This is a genomic window from Chromobacterium piscinae, from assembly GCF_021129175.1.
GTDB classification, from domain to species: Bacteria; Pseudomonadota; Gammaproteobacteria; order Burkholderiales; family Chromobacteriaceae; genus Chromobacterium; species Chromobacterium piscinae.
The window spans coordinates 1-23,111 of record NZ_JAJOHV010000070.1 but is presented as its reverse complement, the minus strand read 5'-3'; the positions used below and the strand labels follow the sequence as shown (position 1 = coordinate 23,111).

The window sequence follows — 23,111 nt, the reverse complement described above, 5'->3', positions numbered from 1 at the left end:
GCCACCATGGAAGTGCCGGCCACCGCCGCCGGCAAAGTGGTGGAAGTGAAGATCAAGGTGGGCGACAAGGTCAGCGAGGGCGACCTGATCGTCGTGGTGGAAGGCGCTGTCGCCGCTTCCGCCCCGGCCGCCGCTGCGCCGGCTCCGGCAGCCGCCCCGGCCGCTCCGGCCCCGGTTGCCGCTGCGCCTGCAGCCGCGCCGGTAGTGGCTCCGGTAGCCGCCGCCGTGTCCGCCGCCATCGACGAAATCGCCTTCTCCAAGGCCCACGCCGGTCCGTCCGTGCGCCGTCTGGCGCGCGAACTGGGCGTGGACCTGGGCAAGGTGAAGGGCAACGGCCGCAAGGGCCGCGTCACCGAAGACGACGTCAAGGCCTTCGTCAAGGACGTGATGCAGAACCCGGCGGTTCTGGCCCCGGCCGCCGCGTCGGCCGGCTCCGGCGCGGGTCTGGACCTGCTGCCGTGGCCGAAGGTGGACTTCGCCAAGTTCGGCCCGATCGAAACCAAGCCGCTGTCCCGCATCCAGAAGATTTCCGGCGCCAACCTGTCGCGCAACTGGGTGATGATCCCGCACGTCACGTTCAACGACGAGTGCGACATCACCGAGCTGGAAGACTTCCGCAAGACCGTAGGCAAGGAATGGGAAAAGTCCGGCCTGAAGATCAGCCCGCTGGCCTTCATCATCAAGGCCGCCGCCGAAGCGCTGAAGGCCTTCCCGAACTTCAACAGCTCGCTGGACGGCGACAACCTGGTGCTGAAGCAGTACTACCACATCGGCTTTGCCGCCGACACGCCTAACGGCCTGGTAGTGCCGGTGATCAAGGACGCGGACAAGAAGGGCCTGCGCCAGATCGCCCAGGAACTGACCGACCTGTCCAAGCTGGCCCGCGAAGGCAAGCTGAAGCCGACCGACATGCAAGGCGCGACCTTCACCATCTCGTCCCTGGGCGGCATCGGTGGCACCAGCTTCACGCCTATCGTGAACGCGCCGGAAGTGGCCATCCTCGGCGTCTGCAAGTCGCAGATCAAGCCGGTGTGGAACGGTTCGGAATTCCAGCCGCGCCTGATGTGCCCGCTGAGCCTGTCCTTCGATCACCGCGTGATCGATGGCGCGGCCGCCGCGCGCTTCACCGTGCACCTGGGCAAGCTGCTGACCGACGTGCGCCGTCTGATCCTGTAATCGGGCGTCCGTAGGGCGGGATCGCGGCGCCGGCGCCGCATCCCGCCGTTCCATATTTCCGGTGGGTGGCCGCTAAGGCGGCGAACCCGCCCTACATGGATTGAATGGATCACCATGAGCAATCTGATCGAATTGAAAGTCCCGGACATCGGCGGCCACAACAACGTGGACGTGATCGAAGTGTTCGTCAAACCGGGCGACGTGATTGAAAAAGAAGCTAGCCTGATCACGCTGGAAACCGACAAGGCCACCATGGAAGTGCCGGCCGAAGCCGCCGGCACCGTCAAGGAAGTGCGCGTCGCCGTGGGCGGCAAGGTCTCCGAAGGCGACGTGGTCGTGATCCTGGAAGCCGCCGGCGCAGCCGCCGCGGCTCCGGCTGAAGTGAAGCCGGTGGAAACCACCGGCGTCGCCTCCGCCACCACCCAGGCCGGCTTCGCGCCGCAGGCCGCTCCGGTCGCCGCCACCCATAGCGGCGGCGCGGACGTGGAATGCGACGTGATGGTGCTGGGCGGCGGCCCCGGCGGTTACTCCGCCGCCTTCCGCGCGGCCGACCTGGGCCTGAAAGTGGTCATCGTCGAGCGCTACGCCACCCTGGGCGGCGTGTGCCTGAACGTGGGCTGCATCCCGTCCAAGGCGCTGCTGCACAACGCCGCGGTGATCGACGAAGTGAGCCACCTGGCCGCCAACGGCATCAAGTTCGGCAAGCCGGAAGTGGACATCGACATGCTGCGCGGCTACAAGGAAAAGGTCATCGCCAAGCTGACCGGCGGCCTGGGCGGCATGGCCAAGGCGCGCAAGGTGGAGATCGTGCGCGGCAACGGCCATTTCATCGACCCGCACCACATCGAAGTCTCGGTGACCACCGGCAAAGGCCGCGAAGAGTCCGGCGAGAAGAAGATCGTCAAGTTCAAGAACGCCATCATCGCCGCCGGCTCCCGTGTGGTGAAGCTGCCGTTCATCCCGAATGACCCGCGCGTGGTGGACTCTACCGGCGCGCTGGAGCTGAAGGGCGTCGCCAACCGCATGCTGATCATCGGCGGCGGCATCATCGGCCTGGAAATGGGCACCGTCTACTCCACGCTGGGCGCGCGCCTGGACGTGGTTGAAATGCTGGACGGCCTGATGCAGGGCGCCGACCGCGACCTGGTCAAGGTATGGCAGAAGTGGAACGCCCACCGCTTCGACAACATCATGCTGAACACCAAGACCGTGGCCGTGGAGCCGAAGGAAGACGGCGTGTGGGTGACCTTCGAGGGCGAGCAGGCCCCGAAAGAACCACAACGCTACGACCTGGTGCTGTACGCGACCGGCCGCGCGCCGAACGGCAAGCTGATCGGCGCGGAAAACGCCGGCATCGCGGTGACCGACCGCGGCTTCATCCAGGTGGACAAGCAGCAGCGCACCAATGTGCCGCACATCTTCGCCATCGGCGACATCGTCGGCCAGCCGATGCTGGCGCACAAGGGCGTGCATGAAGGCCACGTGGCGGCGGAAAACTGCGCCGGCATGAAGTCCTACTTCGACGCCCGCGTGATCCCGGGCGTGGCCTACACCGATCCGGAAGTGGCTTGGGTGGGCGTGACCGAAGACGAAGCCAAGAAGCAAGGCCTGAAGATCGAGAAGGGCGTGTTCCCGTGGGCCGCTTCCGGCCGCGCCATCGCCAACGGCCGCGACGAAGGCTTCACCAAGCTGATCTTCGACGCCGAAAGCCACCAGATCATCGGCGGCGGCATCGTGGGCCCGCACGCCGGCGATATGATCGGCGAGGTGTGCCTGGCGATCGAGATGGGTTGCGACGCGACCGACATCGGCAAGACCATCCACCCGCACCCGACGATGGGCGAGTCCATCGGCATGGCGGCGGAAGTGGCGCACGGCACCTGCACGGACCTGCCGCCGCAACGCAAGAAGTAAGGTTTGATCGGCGGTTGATTGATCGCCATCAGATGGAGAAAGGGCAAGCCTTGGGGCTTGCCCTTTTTGTTTTGACTGGGTTGTATGATGATTGTGTCTTTTGGTAGAAGGCTGCCAAGCGGGTTTTCCGCCTCCACGGGTAGGGTGCGTCACCCCGAAGGGGCGACGCACCGGTTGTGCGTGTTGTGGTTTTGTGTCCGCTTCGCGGACGGATGATTTTGGTGCCGGTTCCGCCCGGCGAACGGGCCAGGGGCTGTGCGGCCAGCCCCTTGGCAATCCCAGGCCGCCCCAACAGCGCGGCGAAACCCCGTCTCCAAAGCCATTTCCAAGGAGCCGCCGGAACTAGCGGGGCGCTAACGTCGCCCCGCGTCGGACAGCCGGCGTCTTAAAACCTTGGAAATGGCTTCGGAGCCGGCTTGCGCTGATGGGGGCTGATGGCGAGTCGGTTCGGTTTTGTGTTCTCGATGGCTTGGGATTCGTTGGAGTGTAGGTTGGTGCTGAGCGCAGCGAAGCCCAACGTTTACCGCGCACGGTCTGGAGGCAGTCCATGCAATACCGGCGTTCAATAGCAGATGGCGGCACATGGTTTTTCACCGTCAACTTGGCGGATCGGCGACAAGACTATCTGACTCGCCATATCGACGTTTTGCGGCAGGTTGTTCGTCAAGTGCGAGACCGCCATCCATTTGAGATCGTCGCCATGGTGGTGTTGCCGGATCATTTCCATGCGGTATGGACCTTGCCGGAGGGTGACGCGGACTATCCGACAAGAATGGCTCTAATCAAGGCGGCATTTTCGCGCAATCTGCCCAAAGCCGAACGAATTCGGGAGAGTCGAGTGCGCAGGCGGGAGCGCGGCATCTGGCAGCGGCGGTATTGGGAGCATCAGATCCGGGATGAGGCGGATTTGCAGGCGCATGTGGATTACATCCATTACAACCCGGTCAAGCATGGCTATGTGGAGCGAGTGGTAGAGTGGCCGTATTCCAGCTTTCATCGCTATGTCAGGTTGGGGTGGTTGCCTGAAGATTGGGCAGGGGAAGGTGTTGTGGTGCAGTTGCAGGAATAGGGCGCGGTGAACGTTGGGCTTCGCTGTGCTCAGCGCCAACCTACAGGAGAGTCCAACTTAATGGGCTGATGAAAAGTGGTGCTGGTTTCGAGGTGCGAGATGAAAATGCAGATTCGGTTGACATCATTTTATTCTTATGGAGATGAGCGTCGATTCTTCCAAGGGCTAGATGAGATTGATTGCATAAAGAATATTAAGGGGGTGGGGCGAGACCTGATTTTTGATATCAATCTAAATTATCTTAGCAAAGAAAGGCTCTTGGAGCTTATTGCACTGTTTTGGCGTTATCAAATCGACTTGGCTCCACTTCGGGTTTTAGCTGAGCGAAGTAAGAAGTTTGCGTGGCTGAGTGAAGAGTGCCACTACTGGCATGGACATATGTATTCACGTGATGTCAGGCCTTGAAAGTAGGGGGAAGGGGTCTTGAGGGGCTTTATTAATCTGCCTAGCCTACGCCATATTGAATTGAATGCAACTTTGCTGAGTGTATTTGATTTCTTATCTTACTGGAGATGGGGTTCATGGAAAAAATCGTCCCTTTGCTTAGTATATGCTCGAACTCAGTAGGCGATGCAATTCACATTCATGCCGATGCTCAAGGCTTGGCTATGTTGCAATGTGCAATTAGCAATTTGCAAAAAAATTGATTACCAATCAGTGTGAGCATGAGCATTTTAGATCTTCCGAATGGGCTGGTTTTGAGTTGACGACTACAATGCTGGGGTCTGAGCTTAAAGCGGATTATAAGCAGGCACATCATCTGGAACTATTTGCATGGACGGATGAATGGCGTGAGAAACATAATTTATAAAGATTCTAATAACGCGGTACGTTGGATTTCTATATGGATTGACATTGGGTACAGGGAAGCTCAACTTACCGGAGCTAAAAATTCTATCTAAGAAAAGGCACTCCTCCCACGTAATGAGGGGGCTAAATCCAGCACTTGCTAGAACCGAACCGATGTGACTCATCCCCATCAGCGCAAGCCGACACCAAATCCATTTCCAAGGTTTTAAGACGCCGGTTGTTCGACGCCGCGCGACGTTAGCGCGCGGCTAGTTCCGGCGGCTCCTTGTAAATGGCTTTGGGGGCGGGGTTTCGCAGCGCTGTCGGGGCGGCCTGGGGGTGCCGGGGGGCTGGCCGCGCAGCCCCCTGGCCCGCCTCCTGGCGGAACACTACGATATGGAGGGCCACTTTGATCAAAGCAAGCCCTGGCTATTAGGCCGAGCTTCGTTGTTCCAAGTATCTACCGCTGATAGAATTTCCCTTGGTGCTCAACACACCTGACACACTAGCGGTAGCCTCGCCCGACAGACGGGGTTTTTTGCGTCCATAGGTTTCCTAGCCGCGCCTGGCTCTTGGCGCGTCTACTGCTTATGGCCGGGTAGCGCGTCTGTCGAAAAATAGCCCGCAAGGGCTAAGGCAACGGGCCGTCTAGTGTCGGTGTTGAAGTACCTGGCCGCCCCTCTCAACAGGGGGCGCAATTCAACGAAACACTAGGAGCTTCATCATGGATGCTCGTTTTGTTGTATCTGTCTTTCTTCATGGCTCTCCGCATTCCCACTCCTTGCATTGCCGCCGAGCTTTGCGCCTGAACGCTGCGCATGGCATCCACGCAAGTCAGGAGGCCTAGCCATGAACCACCACATACCCCTCGACGTAAACGCTCCCCTCCGCCTCGACTACGCCAAAGGCTTCCCCCTGCGCGTCATCCGCCGCGAGGAGGGCTTCTGGTTTGTCGCCGCTGAAATCGCCGTTTCGATGAAACAGGAAGTGGAAGACCTGCTGCAAATGCTGGAGCCGCCCGCCGGCCACCTGCTGCTATTGGCTGGGGAGGACGAGCCGGTGCTGTGCCTGTCCGAAGGCGAACTCGATGAGCTTGTCCGGCGGGTGAAGAAGCCCGGCGCAAGACGGCTGCGGCGCTGGTGGCAGGAGGAGACGCGGCCGGCTTTGCTGCATGAGGGCGGGGTGGCTTCCACGGTGGAGAGCCTGCATCTGGCGCTGGTGCTTGCCGCCGAGGCGGCGCAGCAGGTGAGCCGCGCGGTGATGGCGGCGGTGCTGCGTGGCCCTGGGCCTTGGCAGCATTCGCGGTGGGTGGTGGCGCTGGATTACGAGCGTCACAACAAACAGCGCTGGCCGCATGGCAAGCTGATTGGCCTCAGCAGCTCCATTGCCACGCTGGAGGGCTTGGCCGAGCTGATCGCCGAGCCGGGCCGGATGCCGGTCAACAATGGCGATCTGGTCAAACTGGCCGCCGCCTGCCACTTGCGCCTGGCGGAACGGATGGGGCGGATTGCCGGCTGATGGCAAAGCGGGCTTGATGGCGAGGGGCAGGCTAGTGGCTGCCCTGTTTTCTTTGGTTCCGGATGATTTCCGGGTGTCGGAACGAATGGTTGGGCACGCTTGAGTCATGGCGTAGCTGCTCACGCACGCGCTGAGCGTGTGATGGCAAACCATGGGGGTGAAATGAAAACAATCCACCAGATTCTGTATGGCGCGGCCTTGCTGTTTCCCCTACTGGCGGGGGCGGCGAGTTTCGATTGCGCCAAGGCGCGCAAGCCGGTTGAAAAAACGATTTGCGCCGATCCCGCCTTGTCCCGGCTGGATGAGGAGCTTGCCGCGGCTTACCGGCTGGCGCTGGACAAGAGCGCCAGCCGAGGCGCGGTCAAGGAGTGGCAGCGATATTGGCTGGCATGGGGCCGGGACGGGGCAGGGGACGCCGCGAGTCTCCGGCAAGCGTATCGCGCCCAGCTGCTGGAGCTGGGGCAGCATGCTCGGGCAAGCTCGGCGGGGGATGCCTATACCGGGGTGTACAGGCGTTACCGGAACGGCAGGCCGGATGAGGACGGCGCGGAGATCGTCGTGATCGTCTTGTCCGGCCAGCGTGTTCGCATCCTGGGCAACGCCAACTGGGTCGGCAACGCCGCCACGGGCAATGTGAATACGGCCATGGTGGATGGCACGGCGGTTTTGGCGGGAAAGCTTGTCCATTATGTCGATCCGGCGGCGGAGTGCGGATTCACGCTGCGCTTCGGCGCGGGGGGCCTGGAGGTCGGCGACGAGCATGCCGAATGCGGCGGGATGAACGTCACTTTCAAAGGGACAAACCGGAAGGCGACGGACGCCGGGTGAGTCTCCTCCGGGGCGGCCTGGCCGTCGGCGGTATCAGCCCTGCCCCTGGCTAGCCGCGCGTCGGCGGCTCCACGCTCACCACCCGGTCGCGGCCGCCGTTCTTGGCCAGATACAGCGCCTTGTCCGCCCGCGCTAGCGTGCTGTGTATCCGCTCGCCTTCCATCCACAGGGTGACGCCGACGGAGAAGGTCTGGTTGTCCGGCAGATTGCCGCGCAGCGAGTCGATGCGGATCGCGGCCTGGGGCAGGTCGCAGTCCATAAGCGCCAGCACGAATTCCTCGCCGCCGAAGCGGGCGAACAGGTCCGATTGCCGCATCCGCGACTTGATCAGCACCGCCACCTCGCGCAGCAGCCGGTCGCCCTCGGGGTGGCCGTAGCTGTCGTTGAATTGCTTGAAATGGTCCAGATCGAACAGCGCCACCGCGATGGGTTGGTTGTAGCGGCGGGCGGTGGCCAGCATCATTTCTATCTGGATGTCCCAGGTGCGGCGGTTGGGCAGCTGGGTCAGCTCGTCTGTGCCGGCCAGCGCTTCCAGCTTTTCCATCAGGCCGCGCATCTGTCCCAGCCATTTGTGCAGCAGCCGCACCAGCAGGATGGCCATCGCGCTGGCGACGATCCACATCACCAGCATGATCCAGCGGGCGACGATGCCGTAGGAGTTGGACTGCGCCACTTTCTTCATCAGGTCCAGCGTGATGGAGACGGCCAGCGCGTTGGTGTTCTGCGAGATGTGGTTGAAGATCTGGATTTCCTCGCCCATCACCAGGCTGGATGCTTTGTCGCGCAAGGCGGGCGTGTGGGAGCGGTACATGGCGATGATGTCTCGGTCCCGCTCCATGAAGGCGTTGAAATCCCGCTGCACGCTGTCCAGCAGGCTGCGTTGATCGGCGGCCAGCGGCATGTCGCGCAGGGACTGGATGTCGCGGCGGAAATTATCGGCGGAGCGCAGGAATTCGGATCGGGAGATGGCGTTGTCGCGGCTGGCGCCGTCCATGTTGCGCACGATGTCGAAGGCGTAGCCGGTTTGCCAGCCGTTCAGGTCGGCGGCGTCGAACTTTACTTCCATCGCCGCCTGGGCGATCGAGATGTATTCGACGATTTCCGTTCGGCCTCGCTCCTGCAGCTTTTCGATATAAAACGACAAGACCGGCAGCAGGCCCATGCACAGCAGGATGGGAGCGGCCACCACGATGGCCTTCAGCATGATGCCTTTGTCGCTTCTGTCGAACATGGTCGCCTCATCAGGATTCTGAGGGGTGATCGCAAGCGCGGCAAGCGGAGCGACCCTGCTTCAAGATAGATGGTTTTTATACGAACAAATACGTAGCCGCTGCGGAGACGGGTTGTTTTAAGCGGAAATATCAATGGCATAATGCGGTTTTGGCCGAGGCTTCCGTATCCATCCATCTGCTGCCAGCCGCGGAGCGGGAGGCCGGCCGACGATCGCTACAGAAAGGTTGCCGCATGCAGATCCGACAGATTCATTCCAGCGATTTCGCGTTCATTTCCTCGGTGATGGACGAGTGGTGGGGCGGGCGCCAGGTGAGGCACCTGCTGCACCGCATGTTCTTCGACCATTTCTCCGGTACCGGTTTCGCCGCGCTTGAAGGGGAGGAGATCGTCGGCTTCCTGGTGGGCTTCCAGTCCCAGACGCGGCCGGAGGTCGGCTACATCCACTTTGTCGGCGTGTCGCCGGCGGCCCGGGGCCGGGAGATCGGGCGCAGCCTGTACCGCCGTTTCTTCGCGGCGGCGCGCGAGCGGGGATGCTCGGAGGTGCAAGCCATCACCTCGCCGGGCAATGCCGCCTCCATCGCGTTTCACCGGCGGATGGGCTTCGCCTTGCTGGAGGGGGATGGCGTGGAGGAGGGCGTGCCGGTTGTGCTCGATTACAGCGGCCCCGGTCAGCACCGCGTGCGCTTCAGCCTGCCGCTGGCGCAGGCTGTTTTCTAAGCGGTTGGCCGCGTTTCGCCCTGCCGCCGGCGGTCAGGCTCCGTCCGGTGCAGATGCACCGCGTAGGTGTCCCAGGGCAGTTCGACGCCCAGCGGGTGGCGCGCGGCGGCCTGGGTCAGCAGCCGCCCGGCTTCGCCGCGGTGGTAGCCGCCGTGGGTGACGACGTGGGTCAGCATTTCCTCGCGCGTCATATAGCCGTTGTCGCCGTCGGTGAAGGCGAAGGGGATGGCTTGCGCCAGCGTCGCTGGCATGGCGCTGGCGGCGTAGTCCAGATACCAGCGGTCCAACGCCGAGGTCTCCCGTCGCAGCGCTTCCGGCTCCGGAGTATCTGGCGTGTTGTCGGCGGCGAAACCATGCGGAATGCCTTGCAGATGGGCGGCGAAGATCCGGTTCACCACCAAGCAGTGGTTCATGAGTCGCAGCGCCAGGCGGCGCTCCTCGGCGTAGCGCTCGGGATCGAGCCCGGCGATGGCTGCCAGCATCTCCTCGTTGGCCCATGCTTGATAACGGAACATCCGCGCCAGTAACTGGTTTGCGCCCATGGTGCCTTCCTCTCCATTCATGCTATCTAGACATGACTGAATTGTTTTCCGAGGAGGCCGACGTGTCCACTCGCATTCCCGGACCGGCGGCGGCGATGCGCAAGGCTCCGCGCCAGGCGCGTTCCCGCGCGATGGTGGACGCGATCGTCGAAGCCGGCGCTCGCGTTCTGGACGCCCGCGGCTGGGCTGGTTTCACCACCAACGAGGTGGCGGGCGTCGCCGGCGTCAGCATCGGCTCGCTGTATCAATACTTTCCCGACAAGACCGCGCTGGTCGACGCCATCCGCCGCCGCCACTTTGACGCCGTGCTGGCGGCGCTGCGCCGCGCCGTCGATGGCCAGGCCGCGCCGGCAGGTCTGGCCCAGGCGCTGGTGGACGGGATGATCGCCATCCACCGCGATTTTCCGGCTTTGCACCAAGTCCTGCTCGATCTGCCCAATCCCTATGCCGGCGAGGCGGCGCACCGGGCGTTCCAGGACGAATATCTGCGGCTGTACGGCGTCATCGTCGCGCGCCACCGCGGGCCGGATGACGCGGACGGCGTCGCCGCCCACCTGCTGTCGTCGGCGGTCGAGGGTGTGATCCACAACGCCGCGCGGCGCGGCTTGCTGGCGCATCCGGGCCTGAGGCGCGAGCTGCTGGGCTTGGTCTGCGCCTACCTGAGCGTTGAGGCCATCCCCGCTGAATGTCCTGCGCCTAGTTGAGATTGGTGTCAACCTGCAACCGCAAGCACTGGTCTACGCTTTCTCCTGGTAGGAAGGCCGGCGCTGACGCGCCATTTCAGCTGCGTGCCGAGGGCCGAGGCTTGGTCCCGAGTGTTGAACGATGGCGATTTGGGTACGGTTGGCTGTAGTTGATTTGCGCATTCCAGTGGTTTTTTTACAGGGCCGCGCGGCAAGATAGGGCCAAAGTTCTCTGTACGCGCTGGCTTTGCCGGTTTGATGCCTTGCGCATGGGTAAGCCCGGAGTGAACTTGAGTGGGGCGAAAGAGTCAGATACCCCTTGTTTGACAATCGTTTGCCGGTCGCCAGCCCCGCTGACTTCCGTTACCATGCGACATCCCCTTTTGAATCGAACCATGCCACGTTTTCCCATCCTCCCTCCGCGCTTTCTTGCATGCCGCCCTGGCCGGCTGTTGGCGCTGGCCGCCTGTCTGGCGGTGGCGCAAGCGCAGGCCGGCATTGAATACAGCGTGGAAATCGACGCGCCGTCCGATCTGGCGCAATTGCTGCGCGACAACCTGGATCTGATGGAAAGCCAGAAGGACCCGGACGTCGATCAGAGCTGGCTGGAGGCGTTGGTGAAGAGCACGCCGGACGAGGCGAAGAAGCTGCTGGAGACCGAGGGCTATTTCGGCGCCAAAGTGGATACGACGCTGGAGAGCGGCAACCGGGTGCGGGTCAAGGTCAGTACGGGCGAGCCGGTGCTGATCGACGACGTTACCATCCGGCTGGACGGCGACATCCGCCAAGAGAGCGATTATCAGCAGCGTCTGGCCCAGGTGCTGGAGGCCTGGACGTTGCCGATGGGCGCGCCTTACCGCCAGGCGGACTGGGATGCCGGCAAGCGCGCGGTGCTGCGCCGGCTGCAGGCCGACCGCTTTCCCCGGGCGCGCATCGTGTCCAGCGAAGCCAGGATCGATCCCGCCACCCGCCGCGCCACGCTGGAGGTGAAGCTGGACAGCGGACCGATGATCGGTTTCGGCAAGATCACCGTCAACGGGGTCAAACGCTATCCGGAAAAGGTGGCGCTGGGCATGGCCGACTTCAATCCCGGCTCGCCGTACAGCCAGGACAAGGTGCTGGCCTACCAGTCGGCGCTGGAACAGGATCCGCATTTCTCGTCGGTGATCGTCAGCGCCGATTTCGACCACATCGTCGACAACCGCGTGCCGGTGACGGTGGACGTGGTGGAGATGCCGCGGCAGAAGGTGGAACTCGGCCTGACTTACGATTCGGTCGAGGGACCCGGCGTGCGGGTCGGCTACGACCACTACAACATCTTCCGCCGCGGCTACACCGGCTCGCTGCTGCTGGACTGGAAGCGCGACCAGCAGGCGGTCAGCTTCGGCCTGGGCTTCCCGCGCCAGTCCGACGGCTATTCCCATTCCATCACCAGCTCGTTCAAGTCGGAAACGGTGCAGGGCCTGAAGACCAACACGGTGGACGCCGGCGTGTGGCGCATCCGCAGCCGCGGCAATATCGAGGCGCGGATGGGGGTGGAGTTCCTGAAGGAAAGCGCCGAGGCCGGCGGCGTGTTGACCAGCGACACCCACGTCACCCAGCTGGTGTACGGCTGGACCCAGCGCTCGGTGGACGATCTGATGCGGCCGCGCAGCGGCTATCTGTTGGACGGCCGGGTGTCGGGCTCGGTGGGCCAGTTCGGCTCCACCGCCTCGATGGTGCGCGCCTACGGCCGCGCGGTCGGCTATTGGTCGCCCTTCCCCAAGTACGGCACCCTGGTTGTCCGGGCTGAGCTGGGCCAGGTGTGGGCGCGCGATGGGGCCCAGGTGCCGTCCACGCTGCTGTTCCGCGCCGGCGGCGCCAACAGCGTGCGCGGCTACGACTACCAGAGCCTGGGCCTGCCCGGCCCCAACGGCTCGGTGCTGGGCGGCCGCGTGGTGGCCACCGGCAGCCTCGAATACCAGATTCCGATTAAGCCGGACTGGTACCTGGCGCTGTTCACCGACGCCGGCAACGCCGCCGACAGCTGGAAGGGCTTCCAGCCCGAGCACGCCAACGGCGTCGGCGTGCGCTGGATGAGCCCGGTGGCGCCGCTGTCCTTCGACATCGCCAAGGCTGAGCGCGACGGCAAGATCCGTTGGAACCTCAGCCTGGGCCTGGCCTTCTGATCCCATGAGCGACAAGCAGACACCCCAAACCGAGGCGCCCGAGCAGGCGCCGACTCCTCCGCGCCGGCCGCGCCGCTGGCGCGTCTTCTTCGGTGCGCTGGCGCTGATGTTCGCGCTGCTGCTGGCCTTGCTGGGCTGGATCAGCGCCAGTCCGGCCGGCTTCGCCTGGGCGCTGCACGGCGCCAGCCGCCTCAGCGGCGGCCTGTTCAGCGTCGGCGCGGTGGACGGCGCGCTTTGGCAAGGCTTCTCGCTGCGCGACGTCCGCGTGCGCAGCGCCGGCGACGATGTCGACATCGAATCGCTGAAGCTGGATTGGCATCCCGCTGAGCTGTGGCGCGGCAGGCTGGACATCGACCGGCTGGCGCTGGGCCACGTGCGCGTGCAGAGCCGGCCCAAGCCCGAGGAAAAGCCCGCGCCGCTGGAGGCGCCGCGTTCGCTGGCGCTGCCGCTCAAGGTCCGCGTCGGCGAGTTGTCGCTGGCCAGCCTGACGCTGGAGCCGGCCCATGTCAGCCTGTACCGGCTGCAAGCGGGCTATGACTACGACGGCGCGCGCCACCGGCTGAAATTGCAGCGGCTGGACACGCCGTGGGGCGGCGTCAACGCCGGGCTGGAGCTGGCCGCCGCGTCGCCGTTCCCCTTGTCCGGCCAACTGGCCGCGCAGGGCGAGCTGGAGCAGGTGGCGGTGAAGGCCAGGCTGAAGCTGGCCGGCGATCTGCTCAAGCCGGCCTTCTCGGGGCAGATGGACGGCAAGGGCGTCAGCGTCGAGCTGTCCGGCGCGCTGCGCCCGTTCGACGCCAATCCCTTCAACCGGCTGGCGCGGCTGGATGCCCGCGTCGGCAACATCAATCCGCAATCGCTGCTGCCGTCCTGGCCCAAGGGCCGGCTCAGTTTCGCGGTGTTCGCCGAGCCGGACGCCGGCCTGCGGGTCAAGGGCGGTCTGACCCTGATCAACACCGAGCCGGGCGCGCTGTCGGCGCACAAGCTGCCTTTGTCGCTGCTGGTCGGCGAATTCCGCGCCGACGAGAAGGCGCTGGAGCTGTACAACAGCCATGCCGAGGCGGCCGGCGGCCGGGTGGACCTGTCGGGCGAATTCAAGCCGGGCGCGATCAAGCTGGCGGCCGATCTGAGCAAGGTGGCGCTGCGCCAGCTGCACGAGGCCGCGCCAGACGAGACTATAGGCGGCCGCGTCACGGTGGAAGGCGCGCCGGCCGAGCCGCGCGTCGCCGCCCAGTTGAAGGGCGGCCAACTGCGCGCCGACGCGCTGCTGGAGCTGGCGGGCGGCAAGCAGCCGGCCTTGTTGCTGAAGAAGCTGGAGCTGGGAACCGGCGGCGGCGCGATCAGCGTCAATGGCAAGCTGGGCTTGTCCGGCCGCCAGTTGTTCGAACTGAACGGCGCGCTCAGCCGCGCCGACCCGTCCAGGCTGCAGCCCAAGCTGCCCAAGGGCGATCTGAACGCGACATTGAAGATGGCCGGCCAGCTGGCTGAGCCGATGGAAGTCGGCGCCAAGCTGCAGTTCGCGCCCAGCAAGCTGTCCGGAGCGCCGTTGTCCGGCAGCGCCAATGTGCTGCTGGACCAGCGCCGCCTCAAGCAATTGCTGATGGATATCCGTCTGGCGGACAACCGGCTGCAGGCCAACGGCAGTTACGGCGTGGCCGGCGACAAGCTGAAACTGGCGATCAACGCGCCCAATCTGTCCCTGCTGGGGCCCGGCTTCGCCGGCACCATACAAGGGCAGGGCGAATTGGCGGGCGTGCCCAAGGCGCCGCTGCTCAACGCCAAGCTGCAGGCCGACCGGCTGAAGCTACCGGGCGGCGTGGCGCTGCAATCGCTGCAGTTCGCCGGCAATATCAAGGCCGACCAGGCCAGCCCCTTCCAGCTCAGCCTGGACGTGGCCGCGCTGCAGGCCGGCACGCTGCGCGCCGAGCAGTTGCACGCCCGCGCGTCGGGCACTCGCGCCCGCCACGGCCTGCAACTGGACGGACGCTTCCGAGAGGGCGATCTGAATTACGGCTTGCAACTGGCGGCCAGCGGCGGCTTGACCGCGGCCGGCGGCTGGCAGGGCAGCGTGCAAAAGCTGGATCTGGCCGGCAAGCCCGGCCTCAGTCTGCTGGCGCCGGCTTCGCTCTTCGTCGGCGGCGACGGCCAGGTGAAGCTGGGCGCCGCGCGGCTGGCTTTGCTGGGCGGCAATCTAAATATGGCTGACTTCACCCGCCAGGCCAACGGCGCGTTCAGCAGCCACGGCAGCGCGCGCGGCATCAAACTGGCCGAGCTGGGTCCGCTGTTGAAGCTGCCGGTGGAGCAGAACCTGCAGTTCGATGCCGACTGGGGGCTGGCGCCGTCCGGACAGGGGCAGCTGGCGGTGTGGCGCAGCGGCGGCGACGTGCAGCTGCCGCAAGGCAAGGGCCGGCCGGTGCCGCTGGGCCTGAAGACCGCGCGGGTGGATCTGGACCTGGACGGCCGCAGGCTGGCGTTCAAGCTCAACCTGGACAGCCGCTTCGCCCAGGCGCAAGGCCAGGGTAGCCTGCCTTGGAACGGCGGCCACATCGATGGCCGCACGCCGGTGTCCGGCACTTTGCGGGCCAGTCTGCCGGCCTTGTCGACGCTGGCCGAGCTGTCCGGCCCCGGCCTGGAGCTGGGTGGGCAGTTGCAGGCCAGCCTGGATCTGAGCGGCCCGCTGGCCGCGCCGCAGGCCTTGGGCCAGATCCGCGGCGACCAGCTGAAATTCGCCGATCGCCGCACCGGCATCGCGCTGGCCGACGGCAATCTGCTGGCCCGCATCGACGGCCGCAAGCTGACCTTGCAGCAGCTGCGCTTCGTCAGCGGCAAGGGCGACGTCACCGCCAGCGGCACGCTGGATCTCAGCGACGATCTGCCCGACGCGCGGGTCAAGGTGGCGCTGCAGCGCTTCAGCGTGTTCGACCGGCCGGGCCGCCGGCTGGTGGTGTCCGGCCAGAGCGAGCTGGCTTTCGTCGGCGGCAAGCTGTCGCTGAGCGGCCGCATCCGCGCAGACCAAGGCCGCATCGGCTTGCCCAAATTGGGTGCGCCGGACTTGAGCGGCGATGTGGTGGTGGTGGGCAGGCCGCCGGCGGAGCCGTCCGCCTTCGCCACCATGCCGCTGACGGTGGCGCTGGACCTGGATCTGGGCGACCGCTTCCGCTTCACCGGCCAGGGGCTGGACGTGGAGCTGTCCGGTATGGTCCATGTCAGCGCCAATCCGGGCGAGGCGCCGGCGGCCAAGGGCCAGGTCAAGGTGGTCAAGGGGCGCTACAAGGCCTATGGCCAGGATCTGGACATCACCTTCGGCGCCATCACCTTCAATGGCCCGCTGGACAACCCGCTGCTCAACGTCCAGGCCAAGCGCCGGCTGTCGCCGGTGGGCGCGGGCGTGGAAGTCAGCGGTTCGGTGGCGATGCCCAAGGTGAGGCTGATCAGCGACGAGCCGATGGCGGAGAAGGACAGGCTGGCCTGGCTGGTGCTGGGCCGTCCCGCCAGCGGCGACCGCGACAACAACGATCTGGCCGCGTCGGCCGGCATGATGCTGGCGGGCTCGATCAATGACCGTATCGGCCTGTTCGACGACCTGGGCGTCTCCAGCCGCAAGGAAAAAACGCTGGCCAACGGCACGGTCAGCCCGGCCGAGCAGGTGGTGACCGTGGGCCGCCAGCTGACGCGCGAGCTCTACCTGGGCTACGAGTACGGCATCAGCAGCGCCGACCAGGCGGTGAAGCTGGCCTACCAGCTGTCCAAGGGCTGGTCGGTGATTTTGCGCGCCGGCACGGCGATGTCGGCGGAGTCGCGCTACACGCTGCGGTTCGATTGAAGCGTACCGCGTTCCTCAAGTCGATGCTATGCCGCGGTTATGGTGTTATTCTAAGTTTTCGCCGTCATTTAATGACAATGATATTCTCTCGTACGTGGTTCCCGGTTGAGCAAAACTTTCTTTTGATTATGCGATTGCCATGAAAATGAATTGCTCCATTATAAATTTTCATAACCGCAAACCTAATTTTTGTAGCGGCAAATTTTTATCTCTTCATTACCTAGCTTATCTTCTATGTCATGTTACATTTTTCTGAAAACTGTTTCGAATAAAATTATATGGAGTCTGGTAAATGCCACTCCATTTATTTTGATGAGCACTTAAACTGTGAACTATGATCGACTGGGCATGTAATGAGGAATTACCCTAGTTTAGGATGTGATGAGCAAGTGGGTTCAGCAGTTATAATGCTGAGAGATCTATTCGAAAAATGTTTGAGCATAGGTCGGCAACAGAAAATTAGAGAGCGATGGAGTTTGATGTCTGATTATCCTTCGCCCAATAGTGCTGAAATGAGCTTGCTTGAGTATATTGAAAAATGTGATAGCTATAGCGAAATTATTCAGTCCAGTGATGTATTGGTTAGTGTGGATTCTGAAATCCCTCCGTGGATAGTATATCTGCTTATGTGTAATGCATATGAGCATGGCGATGTCAGGCTAATTCGGGAATGTGTTGAGTTTGGGCAGAAATCAATAGTAATAGGAGGGGGAATTGGAATAATTGCAACAGTGCTCTCACAAGTATCTAGGAGAGATACTACAGTTATTGAAGCAAATCCATACCTGTTAAATAGACTTAGTCATACTGCGTCGCTGAATGATGTTAATTTTCAAATTGTTTATGGTGCTGTTAAAGCGGGTGTTAGACAAGGGATGACGAAGTTTCATATTTCAAAAGAATTCTGGGCATCTTCTTTGAGGAAAGATACATGGCAATCTACTTCTACTATTGATGTTCCTGTAGTCGATCTTGAGTTGTTGTTGATGGATGATTACGATGTTGCTTTTTTTGATATTGAAGGAGAGGAAGCTAAGATTTTTGATGCAATAGAATTGCCATCAGGGCTGAAAACAATTTTCGTTGAAATACATAAACCTATTATCGGTGAAAAGGCGATGGCGAAAGTGATGAATAAGCTTTGGCAGCAAGGATATAGATTGGTTGATTCAGAGGCATTTACTTTTTGCTGGAAACGCTGATTCAATATTGAGGAATAGTAATGTTAAAAGCCATATTTTATTTTCTTTTTGCGTCGTTTTTTGCATCTAAAGCTATGGCGTTATCTAGTGACGTCATTTTGACTGTGAAAGGTAATATTGGGGTTTTTAATGATAAGAAAGGGGAGGTATATCATTTTACTGAGAGTGATTTTAATAAAATTGCGCAATATAATATTGTGACAAAAACAACCTGGACGCCGATGTCTACTTTTACAGGGCCATTGATTACAGATGTGTTGTTAATGGTGAAGGCAAAAGGAACTAAGGTCGAGGTTGTGACATATGATGATTATAAAATCACTTTGCCAATTAGTGATTTTTATCGTTATCACTCAATTTTTGCACGTTATTTAAATGGAAAGCCTCTGCAACGAAGAGATTATGGGCCGCTATGGATTATGTATCCAATAAGTTCTTTTTCTGAGTTGCAGACAGTTAAGGCTGATGCAAAATTAGTTTGGCAAGTAAAAAACATAACAGTTTACTAATGATGTCAGAAAATTTAAAGCAAAGCTGGAAACAATGGACAGTCTTTATTGTTTTGGCTATCGTTTTGCCCATGGTATGCTTTTACTATGCTAAAAGCCTATTATTTTCAAAGCAGGCGTTGGAGCAGTCTGCTGGCCCTGGCGAAGGGTATTATTGGGCAGCATCACAGTATCGTTATGCTGTGCAGCGAATCTATGGGGAAGCGAATGCCTATTCCTTAGGTGTAGAATCTTTAGAGGATTTGACGATTGCATATGATGTTTTGCAATCTAAGTATTTGGTGCTAAATAATTCTGTCTCTCCTCAACTGAAGAAAAACCATTCATATGCGAAGCTGCTTTTTGATGTTACTCAATTCATGCAAAAGGTAGAGATGCTTTTCCCTAGAGTTGCTCATGATAAACAAGCAATGAGATCTTTGCAGAGTGCACTGGTTGATATCGGTCCTGTTATTGCAGATTTAGTTATGGCTGCACATCAAGAAGAGGTTAGGCTACGAGATTTATCCATTGAACAAACTTTAAAGCTGCGCAATGTTACCTTCCTAAGTTTCATATTTCTTTGGGCGGTACTTGTGTTTTTTCTTGCTCGGGAGAGATTGAGGGCGGTACGTGGGCAGGAGATCATTGAATTGCAAAAGCTTGCCATCGAGGCAGCTCAATTAGCGCGAGAAGAGGCGGTACAGACTGCATTGGCTCGTTCGACGATGCTGTCTACGGTTAGTCATGAGATACTAACTCCGCTACATACTGTTCAAGGAGGTGTTGAGCTACTTACTGATTTAGTGAAGGAGCCAAAGGCTTTGCGAACAATGGCAAATATTAAGACAGCTGCTGACTACCTATCTAAATTGATGCAAGACTTGCTGGATATGGGACGATTGGATGCTGGTAGAATGATATTGAGGCCTAGCAATTTCGAGATTGATGCTCTAGTAACCAGCATTGTCTCAGAATTTCAACAAGCGGCAAAGGCGAAAGGGCTAGTATTGGAGCTAAGAGTTGCTGATACTGTCAGCAAGGTTATTTATGCGGACATGACAAGAATGAGGCAAGTAATTGTAAATTTAATATCAAATGCGGTTCGCTATACAGATGCTGGTAAAATTAGTGTAAGCCTTGATCAGGAACGCAGCGGTATTCAATCTAGCTTGATATTATCTGTGGAGGATACTGGGATCGGAATATCGGAAGATGAGAAAACGATTCTATTTGATGCTTTTGTGCAAGCAAAGGGGGTGAGTCGCGGTGGTGCCGGAATGGGGTTGGCAATTGTTAAAAGAATCGTTTCTCTGATGAATGGTGAGGTCTTCCTTTCAGAAAGCGAAATTGGTGTTGGCTCTGTTTTTATTGTGAAAATACCTCTAAATGTTGAGTAGGAAGCTATATTTTTTCTCTTAAATCCTTCTTTAGTTGCGCAACTATGGGTTTGAAGAGCCCAGTTTTTTGAAAATATCTAACGCCATGCTGGTCTATTGCGCGTTCAATTTCGGATTCGCTGGCTTCTCCTGTCATGAGCATGATGGGAATATTAGTGCCGTGGACTTGCCGAATTTCTTGAATTAATGGCTCAGTTGTTTCCCCACGCCCCATTGACCAATCGAGAACAAAAGCGTCATACGACTCAGTCTTTAATGCATTCCGCAGATCTGTTATTTGCGTGAAAGTATCTGAAATATACCCGGCTTGTTCCAAGAAGCTTTGCATAATCTCGGCCGTTTCTGCCCGGTCATCTAGCACCGCAATTCGATACCAACCTATACAAGATTCTAATGTTAGATAGGCGTAGACAGGATATTGTTGGCAATCTATTGGCACTTGGTTGGCCGGGCCAAGCCACCAGTAAGGGCTTTCTTTGGTTTGCCAAGCTAGACAGTGTGCCTGAGATGCATGTGGCTCTAAAGATAGCCATGCTATCAGATCTGCTCCTCCATCGTGGGAATCCCACATACGCGCGGCAACTGTCATAACTTTGTCAGTGGACAATCGTTCACTGATCAGAGTCGTTTTAACTCCAAAACCGTGAAAGCTTGATCCGGGCAGCTCACTAATATGCGACTCATTTTTCAAGCCCAACAGGTAGTCTGTTGAGCAGTTGATGGTGCGTGCCACTTTAGCCAGCTCTTCAATATTGAATGCTATCCCGCCCTTCAATTTGCGATTGGCACTTGAGAGATCGATGTCAAGTAGGTTGCGTAACCACGCAGTGCGTTCCCGCTCTGCAATGCCTCTTTGGTCTAAGAGCTGGGTGAGTCGGGTTAGAAATAAGGGTTTGAAGTCATCGGTCATTGCAAGATATTCCTACATGGGTAGGAAAATGCTATCAGCAATCAGTACGGGTGACAAATTAAACACATGCTAAGGATTGCATTGTACGCACACTTTCTGTGAAAACTGTGCGATAAGCGCAAATTTTGTGGTGCGCTAGAAAGAGAGCTGGTAATGTGTGCTCGCTGTCGGTGTCAGGGAGTGTGTTATTGCAAAATAATAAGCGCGGACAATAGCCTAAGTCAGTTATTACTATTAAGAATATTTTTAATGTGCTTAAAATGTTCCGCGGCACGTTTGTCTGCGTGAGTACTATTTAGCGTATGCTAATATTATTGGGGGGATTTGTATAACAATTACCTGATTCGGGGTTGTTATTTTAAGAAATAGAAAGTCGCCTTTGGATATGGCGAAAAGGCATTTGCCGATCTGTCTATGGTGGAAAAGGGGTGTTTTATGGCGTTGACGCATCTGGTTCAAGGGATTGAAGACGACGACTTTGCCTTGGACACGTTTCAGGGCAAGCGTGTCATTGTGACGGCACCGCTAATGTTGGGAGGAATTGGATCCGACTGGGAGGGGGCTGCTATTTTCGGGCGGGACTATTTGGTTGAACTGCTGGCTTTGGGACTGGCGTATTGTGTGCTCGAGTTTTCCGATGTGGAGCTGGCAGTGAGGATGGCAGGTGAGCGCGTAGCCTCACACCGAGTGTGAAGGTGTGCGGTAGTAGAGCCGGAGACTCGTTCCGATCGGGCATGTGAAGGAGTGTTGTTGTTAGGCAACTCAGATATATTGCTATGATAAAATAGCTATGTAAATATAGATTAATGATCGGATCAGACTACTTTCCTACCCTCGAAGCCAGCCTGCTGCGCCGGCAACTGATGTCCATGGTGCGCAGGCTGCGCCGCCAGGGCAGCCTGGATGTCCTGCCTTTCGGCTTGCTGACCATTCTGGGCGCGATAGACCGCGCTGGCGGCGACATCACGCCGACCGAGCTGGCGCGCCGCGAGAATCTGCGCTCGTCCAACCTGGCCAGCGCGCTGCGCGAGCTGGACGCCTCGGGCCTGATCCGCCGCACCCAGGATCCGGACGACGGCCGCCGGGTGCGCGTTGGTCTGTCCGAGGCCGGCGAGGCCGCGCTGCGGCGCAACCGCCAGCTGCGGGACGGCTGGCTGCAGCAAGCGCTGCAGGGGCTGAGCGCCGAGGAGCGCGGCATCCTGCTGCGGGCCGGCGAACTGCTGGAGCGGCTGGCCGCGTCCGAACCCACATCGATCAAGGAGCAAGCATGAAAACCGCACTGCTGACGCTGGACTACATCATCGACATCATGCATCCGCAGGGTCGGGTGGCGCGCTGCGCCGGCCATGCCGCCGAGCGCGGGGTGATCGCCGAGGCCAACCGCGCGATCTCGCTGGCGCGCGCGCGCGGCTGGCAGGTGATCCACGTCAAGGTGGGTTTCTCGCCGTCCTATGTCGAGATGCCGCAGGGCTCGGCCATTTTCAGCCGCGCCGCGGAATTGCAGGCGCTGAACCTGCAGGGCGAGGGCACCGCTTTCCATCCGGAGCTGGACGTGCAGCCGGAGGACGCGGTGGTCGCCAAGCATCGGGTCAGCCCCTTCTACGCCACCGGCCTGGAAGCGGTGCTGCGCGCGCAGCGCATCGAGCGCTTGGTGGTGGCCGGGGTCAGCAGCACCTGGGCGGTGCAGGCCGCCGCGCGCGACGCGCACGACCGCGACTACCGCGTGCTGGTGTTGGAGCCCGCCTGCGCGGCGGCCAGCGAGGAGGAGCACCAGATGTCGATGCGGCAGCTGGCGGCGATCGCCGGCATCGTCACGCAGGAGCAGCTGGAGGCGTTGTGAGCGCCGCGCTGGCGCGGCACTGCGACGGCTATCTGGCATCGCGGTCCGCCGTTCTCCTTTTGCCGGCGTTGGCCATGGCGCTCATCTCCGGCGACCCGCGCTGGTTGAGCGGCGGCATGCTGGCGGTGTGCTGCCTGATCGCGATGGAGCGGGGGAGGCTGTGCATCCGGGCCGCCGCGCTCCAAGCTGTTCTCGCCTTGGCCGGTTGCCTGCTGTTGGCCTGGCTGTGGCGCTGGCCCGCGTGGTTCGCGCTGGCTTGCGGGCTGGCAGCGGAGCTGGGGTGCCGGCTGGGCCGCCGCCGCGCCGTGTGGCGCTCGGTCGCCAATTTCACTTTCATCCCGGCCTTGTACCTGGGTTATGAGATGGCCGAACGGGGCGCGCCCGCGTCGGCCGAGCTGCCTTGGCTGGCCGGCGGCGCGCTGGCCGCCTGGACGCTGCATTTGTTGGCCGGCCGCGTAGGCGGGGCCGAGCGCAAGCCGGGCGAGGCGCCCGCATTCGGGCTGGCTTTTGTTTGCGTCGGCCTGCTGGCCTGGTGGGCGGCGATCAGCCATTTGCCGTACGGCCAGTGGCTGGTGTGGTCAGCCGCCAGCGTCTGCGTCGGCGGCTGGGCCGCGGTGCGGAGCAAGAGCTGGCAGCGCGTCAGCGCCGCCCTGGTCGGCGTGCCTTGCGGCGTGGCGCTGGGGCTGGCCTTGAGCGACAGCGCGCCGCAGGCCTGGGCGATGGCCGCGGCGGGGATGTTGAGCCTGACGCTGTTCCGCGCCTACCGCCCCGCCTTCGCCGCCCGCAGCGCGCTGGCGGCCGCGCACCTGACGCT

General features: G+C 60.6%; 21 protein-coding genes. 18 read left to right on the top strand and 3 right to left on the bottom strand.

The features are described from left to right. From LQR33_RS17990 to LQR33_RS17965, 7 genes are all read left to right on the top strand, one after another. Nucleotides 1-1,176, top strand: a 1,176-nt coding sequence (locus tag LQR33_RS17990) for a dihydrolipoyllysine-residue acetyltransferase (protein ID WP_231469996.1), incomplete at its 5' end; no start/stop codon positions are given. A gap of 114 nt (nucleotides 1,177-1,290) precedes the next feature. Further along, nucleotides 1,291-3,090: a dihydrolipoyl dehydrogenase gene (gene lpdA, locus LQR33_RS17985; RefSeq protein WP_231469994.1), complete on the top strand. Its 1,800-nt coding sequence runs from the start codon at nucleotides 1,291-1,293 to the stop codon at nucleotides 3,088-3,090. 547 nt (nucleotides 3,091-3,637) lie between these two features. After that, on the top strand, nucleotides 3,638-4,159 hold the full coding sequence (locus LQR33_RS17980) for an REP-associated tyrosine transposase (protein WP_231469992.1): 522 nt from the start codon (nucleotides 3,638-3,640) through the stop codon (nucleotides 4,157-4,159). 99 nt (nucleotides 4,160-4,258) lie between these two features. After that, a complete protein-coding gene (locus tag LQR33_RS17975) occupies nucleotides 4,259-4,564 on the top strand; it encodes a hypothetical protein (RefSeq protein ID WP_231469990.1) in 306 nt (101 codons plus the stop codon). Nucleotides 4,565-4,680: 116 nt separating this feature from the next. Further along, nucleotides 4,681-4,806, top strand: coding sequence for a hypothetical protein (locus tag LQR33_RS24255; protein WP_269326277.1), 126 nt, complete (start codon nucleotides 4,681-4,683; stop codon nucleotides 4,804-4,806). Between the two features lie 991 nt (nucleotides 4,807-5,797). Then, on the top strand, nucleotides 5,798-6,466 hold the full coding sequence (locus tag LQR33_RS17970; RefSeq protein ID WP_231469987.1) for a BRO-N domain-containing protein: 669 nt from the start codon (nucleotides 5,798-5,800) through the stop codon (nucleotides 6,464-6,466). Between the two features lie 138 nt (nucleotides 6,467-6,604). Further along, on the top strand, nucleotides 6,605-7,294 hold the full coding sequence (locus LQR33_RS17965; protein WP_231469985.1) for a lysozyme inhibitor LprI family protein: 690 nt from the start codon (nucleotides 6,605-6,607) through the stop codon (nucleotides 7,292-7,294). 49 nt (nucleotides 7,295-7,343) lie between these two features. Here LQR33_RS17965 and LQR33_RS17960 read toward each other — a convergent pair whose 3' ends face one another. Continuing rightward, a complete protein-coding gene (locus LQR33_RS17960) occupies nucleotides 7,344-8,525 on the bottom strand; it encodes a GGDEF domain-containing protein (RefSeq protein WP_231469983.1) in 1,182 nt (393 codons plus the stop codon). A gap of 233 nt (nucleotides 8,526-8,758) precedes the next feature. Here LQR33_RS17960 and LQR33_RS17955 point away from each other — a divergent pair, with 233 nt between their 5' ends. Next, entirely contained in the window at nucleotides 8,759-9,244 is a 486-nt protein-coding gene (locus LQR33_RS17955) for a GNAT family N-acetyltransferase (protein ID WP_231176698.1), read from the top strand. Here the strand turns inward: LQR33_RS17955 and LQR33_RS17950 are convergent. Continuing rightward, nucleotides 9,241-9,786: a DinB family protein gene (locus LQR33_RS17950; RefSeq protein ID WP_231176700.1), complete on the bottom strand. Its 546-nt coding sequence runs from the start codon at nucleotides 9,784-9,786 to the stop codon at nucleotides 9,241-9,243. The two genes, LQR33_RS17955 and LQR33_RS17950, sit on opposite strands and share 4 nt — an antisense overlap. A 32-nt stretch (nucleotides 9,787-9,818) precedes the next feature. Between LQR33_RS17950 and LQR33_RS17945 the strand changes: the two genes are divergently transcribed. The 6 genes from LQR33_RS17945 to LQR33_RS17920 all read left to right on the top strand — a co-directional run bounded on the left by LQR33_RS17945 (nucleotide 9,819) and on the right by LQR33_RS17920 (nucleotide 19,547). Further along, a complete protein-coding gene (locus tag LQR33_RS17945; protein WP_231469981.1) occupies nucleotides 9,819-10,490 on the top strand; it encodes a TetR/AcrR family transcriptional regulator in 672 nt (223 codons plus the stop codon). A 374-nt stretch (nucleotides 10,491-10,864) separates the two neighbouring features. Next, complete coding sequence (locus tag LQR33_RS17940) at nucleotides 10,865-12,637, top strand: autotransporter assembly complex protein TamA (RefSeq protein ID WP_231469979.1); 1,773 nt, start codon at nucleotides 10,865-10,867, stop codon at nucleotides 12,635-12,637. Nucleotides 12,638-12,641: 4 nt separating this feature from the next. Then, the gene (locus tag LQR33_RS17935) at nucleotides 12,642-16,457 is read left to right on the top strand and encodes a translocation/assembly module TamB domain-containing protein (protein ID WP_231469978.1); all 3,816 of its coding nucleotides are present in this window, start codon (nucleotides 12,642-12,644) and stop codon (nucleotides 16,455-16,457) included. Nucleotides 16,458-16,936: 479 nt separating this feature from the next. Next, complete coding sequence (locus tag LQR33_RS17930; protein ID WP_221663768.1) at nucleotides 16,937-17,659, top strand: FkbM family methyltransferase; 723 nt, start codon at nucleotides 16,937-16,939, stop codon at nucleotides 17,657-17,659. Nucleotides 17,660-17,679: 20 nt separating this feature from the next. Beyond that, nucleotides 17,680-18,168, top strand: a complete 489-nt coding sequence (locus LQR33_RS17925; protein WP_221663767.1) for a putative pterin-binding protein — start codon at nucleotides 17,680-17,682, stop codon at nucleotides 18,166-18,168. Then, complete coding sequence (locus LQR33_RS17920) at nucleotides 18,168-19,547, top strand: sensor histidine kinase (RefSeq protein ID WP_080939989.1); 1,380 nt, start codon at nucleotides 18,168-18,170, stop codon at nucleotides 19,545-19,547. Before LQR33_RS17925 ends, LQR33_RS17920 begins: the two co-directional genes overlap by 1 nt. Before the next feature lie 4 nt (nucleotides 19,548-19,551). Here the strand turns inward: LQR33_RS17920 and LQR33_RS17915 are convergent, their stop codons facing one another. Then, a complete protein-coding gene (locus tag LQR33_RS17915) occupies nucleotides 19,552-20,457 on the bottom strand; it encodes a helix-turn-helix domain-containing protein (protein ID WP_231469977.1) in 906 nt (301 codons plus the stop codon). 435 nt (nucleotides 20,458-20,892) lie between these two features. Here LQR33_RS17915 and LQR33_RS17910 point away from each other — a divergent pair, with 435 nt between their 5' ends. From LQR33_RS17910 to LQR33_RS17895, 4 genes are all read left to right on the top strand, one after another. Beyond that, nucleotides 20,893-21,150 carry a hypothetical protein gene (locus tag LQR33_RS17910; RefSeq protein ID WP_221663764.1) on the top strand — a complete coding sequence of 86 codons (258 nt, stop codon included), beginning with the start codon at nucleotides 20,893-20,895 and terminating at the stop codon, nucleotides 21,148-21,150. A gap of 113 nt (nucleotides 21,151-21,263) precedes the next feature. After that, nucleotides 21,264-21,728, top strand: a complete 465-nt coding sequence (locus LQR33_RS17905) for a MarR family winged helix-turn-helix transcriptional regulator (protein WP_231469976.1) — start codon at nucleotides 21,264-21,266, stop codon at nucleotides 21,726-21,728. Then, nucleotides 21,725-22,297, top strand: coding sequence for a cysteine hydrolase family protein (locus tag LQR33_RS17900; protein WP_231469975.1), 573 nt, complete (start codon nucleotides 21,725-21,727; stop codon nucleotides 22,295-22,297). Before LQR33_RS17905 ends, LQR33_RS17900 begins: the two co-directional genes overlap by 4 nt. A gap of 74 nt (nucleotides 22,298-22,371) precedes the next feature. Next, nucleotides 22,372-23,111: hypothetical protein (locus LQR33_RS17895; protein WP_231469974.1), on the top strand; the 740-nt coding region annotated here is incomplete at its 3' end.

Coding starts and splice junctions, on each gene's coding strand:
- LQR33_RS17935 (WP_231469978.1), top strand. CDS start 12,642: ATGAGCGACAAGCAGACACCCCAAACCGAGGCGCCCGAGCAGGCGCCG.
- LQR33_RS17920 (WP_080939989.1), top strand. CDS start 18,168: ATGATGTCAGAAAATTTAAAGCAAAGCTGGAAACAATGGACAGTCTTT.
- LQR33_RS17925 (WP_221663767.1), top strand. CDS start 17,680: ATGTTAAAAGCCATATTTTATTTTCTTTTTGCGTCGTTTTTTGCATCT.
- LQR33_RS17930 (WP_221663768.1), top strand. CDS start 16,937: ATGTCTGATTATCCTTCGCCCAATAGTGCTGAAATGAGCTTGCTTGAG.
- LQR33_RS17970 (WP_231469987.1), top strand. CDS start 5,798: ATGAACCACCACATACCCCTCGACGTAAACGCTCCCCTCCGCCTCGAC.
- LQR33_RS17940 (WP_231469979.1), top strand. CDS start 10,865: ATGCCACGTTTTCCCATCCTCCCTCCGCGCTTTCTTGCATGCCGCCCT.
- LQR33_RS17905 (WP_231469976.1), top strand. CDS start 21,264: ATGATCGGATCAGACTACTTTCCTACCCTCGAAGCCAGCCTGCTGCGC.
- LQR33_RS17975 (WP_231469990.1), top strand. CDS start 4,259: ATGAAAATGCAGATTCGGTTGACATCATTTTATTCTTATGGAGATGAG.
- LQR33_RS17900 (WP_231469975.1), top strand. CDS start 21,725: ATGAAAACCGCACTGCTGACGCTGGACTACATCATCGACATCATGCAT.
- LQR33_RS17915 (WP_231469977.1), bottom strand. CDS start 20,457: ATGACCGATGACTTCAAACCCTTATTTCTAACCCGACTCACCCAGCTC.
- LQR33_RS17960 (WP_231469983.1), bottom strand. CDS start 8,525: ATGTTCGACAGAAGCGACAAAGGCATCATGCTGAAGGCCATCGTGGTG.
- LQR33_RS17955 (WP_231176698.1), top strand. CDS start 8,759: ATGCAGATCCGACAGATTCATTCCAGCGATTTCGCGTTCATTTCCTCG.
- LQR33_RS17950 (WP_231176700.1), bottom strand. CDS start 9,786: ATGGGCGCAAACCAGTTACTGGCGCGGATGTTCCGTTATCAAGCATGG.
- LQR33_RS17980 (WP_231469992.1), top strand. CDS start 3,638: ATGCAATACCGGCGTTCAATAGCAGATGGCGGCACATGGTTTTTCACC.
- LQR33_RS17910 (WP_221663764.1), top strand. CDS start 20,893: ATGGCGTTGACGCATCTGGTTCAAGGGATTGAAGACGACGACTTTGCC.
- LQR33_RS24255 (WP_269326277.1), top strand. CDS start 4,681: ATGGAAAAAATCGTCCCTTTGCTTAGTATATGCTCGAACTCAGTAGGC.
- LQR33_RS17945 (WP_231469981.1), top strand. CDS start 9,819: ATGACTGAATTGTTTTCCGAGGAGGCCGACGTGTCCACTCGCATTCCC.
- lpdA (WP_231469994.1), top strand. CDS start 1,291: ATGAGCAATCTGATCGAATTGAAAGTCCCGGACATCGGCGGCCACAAC.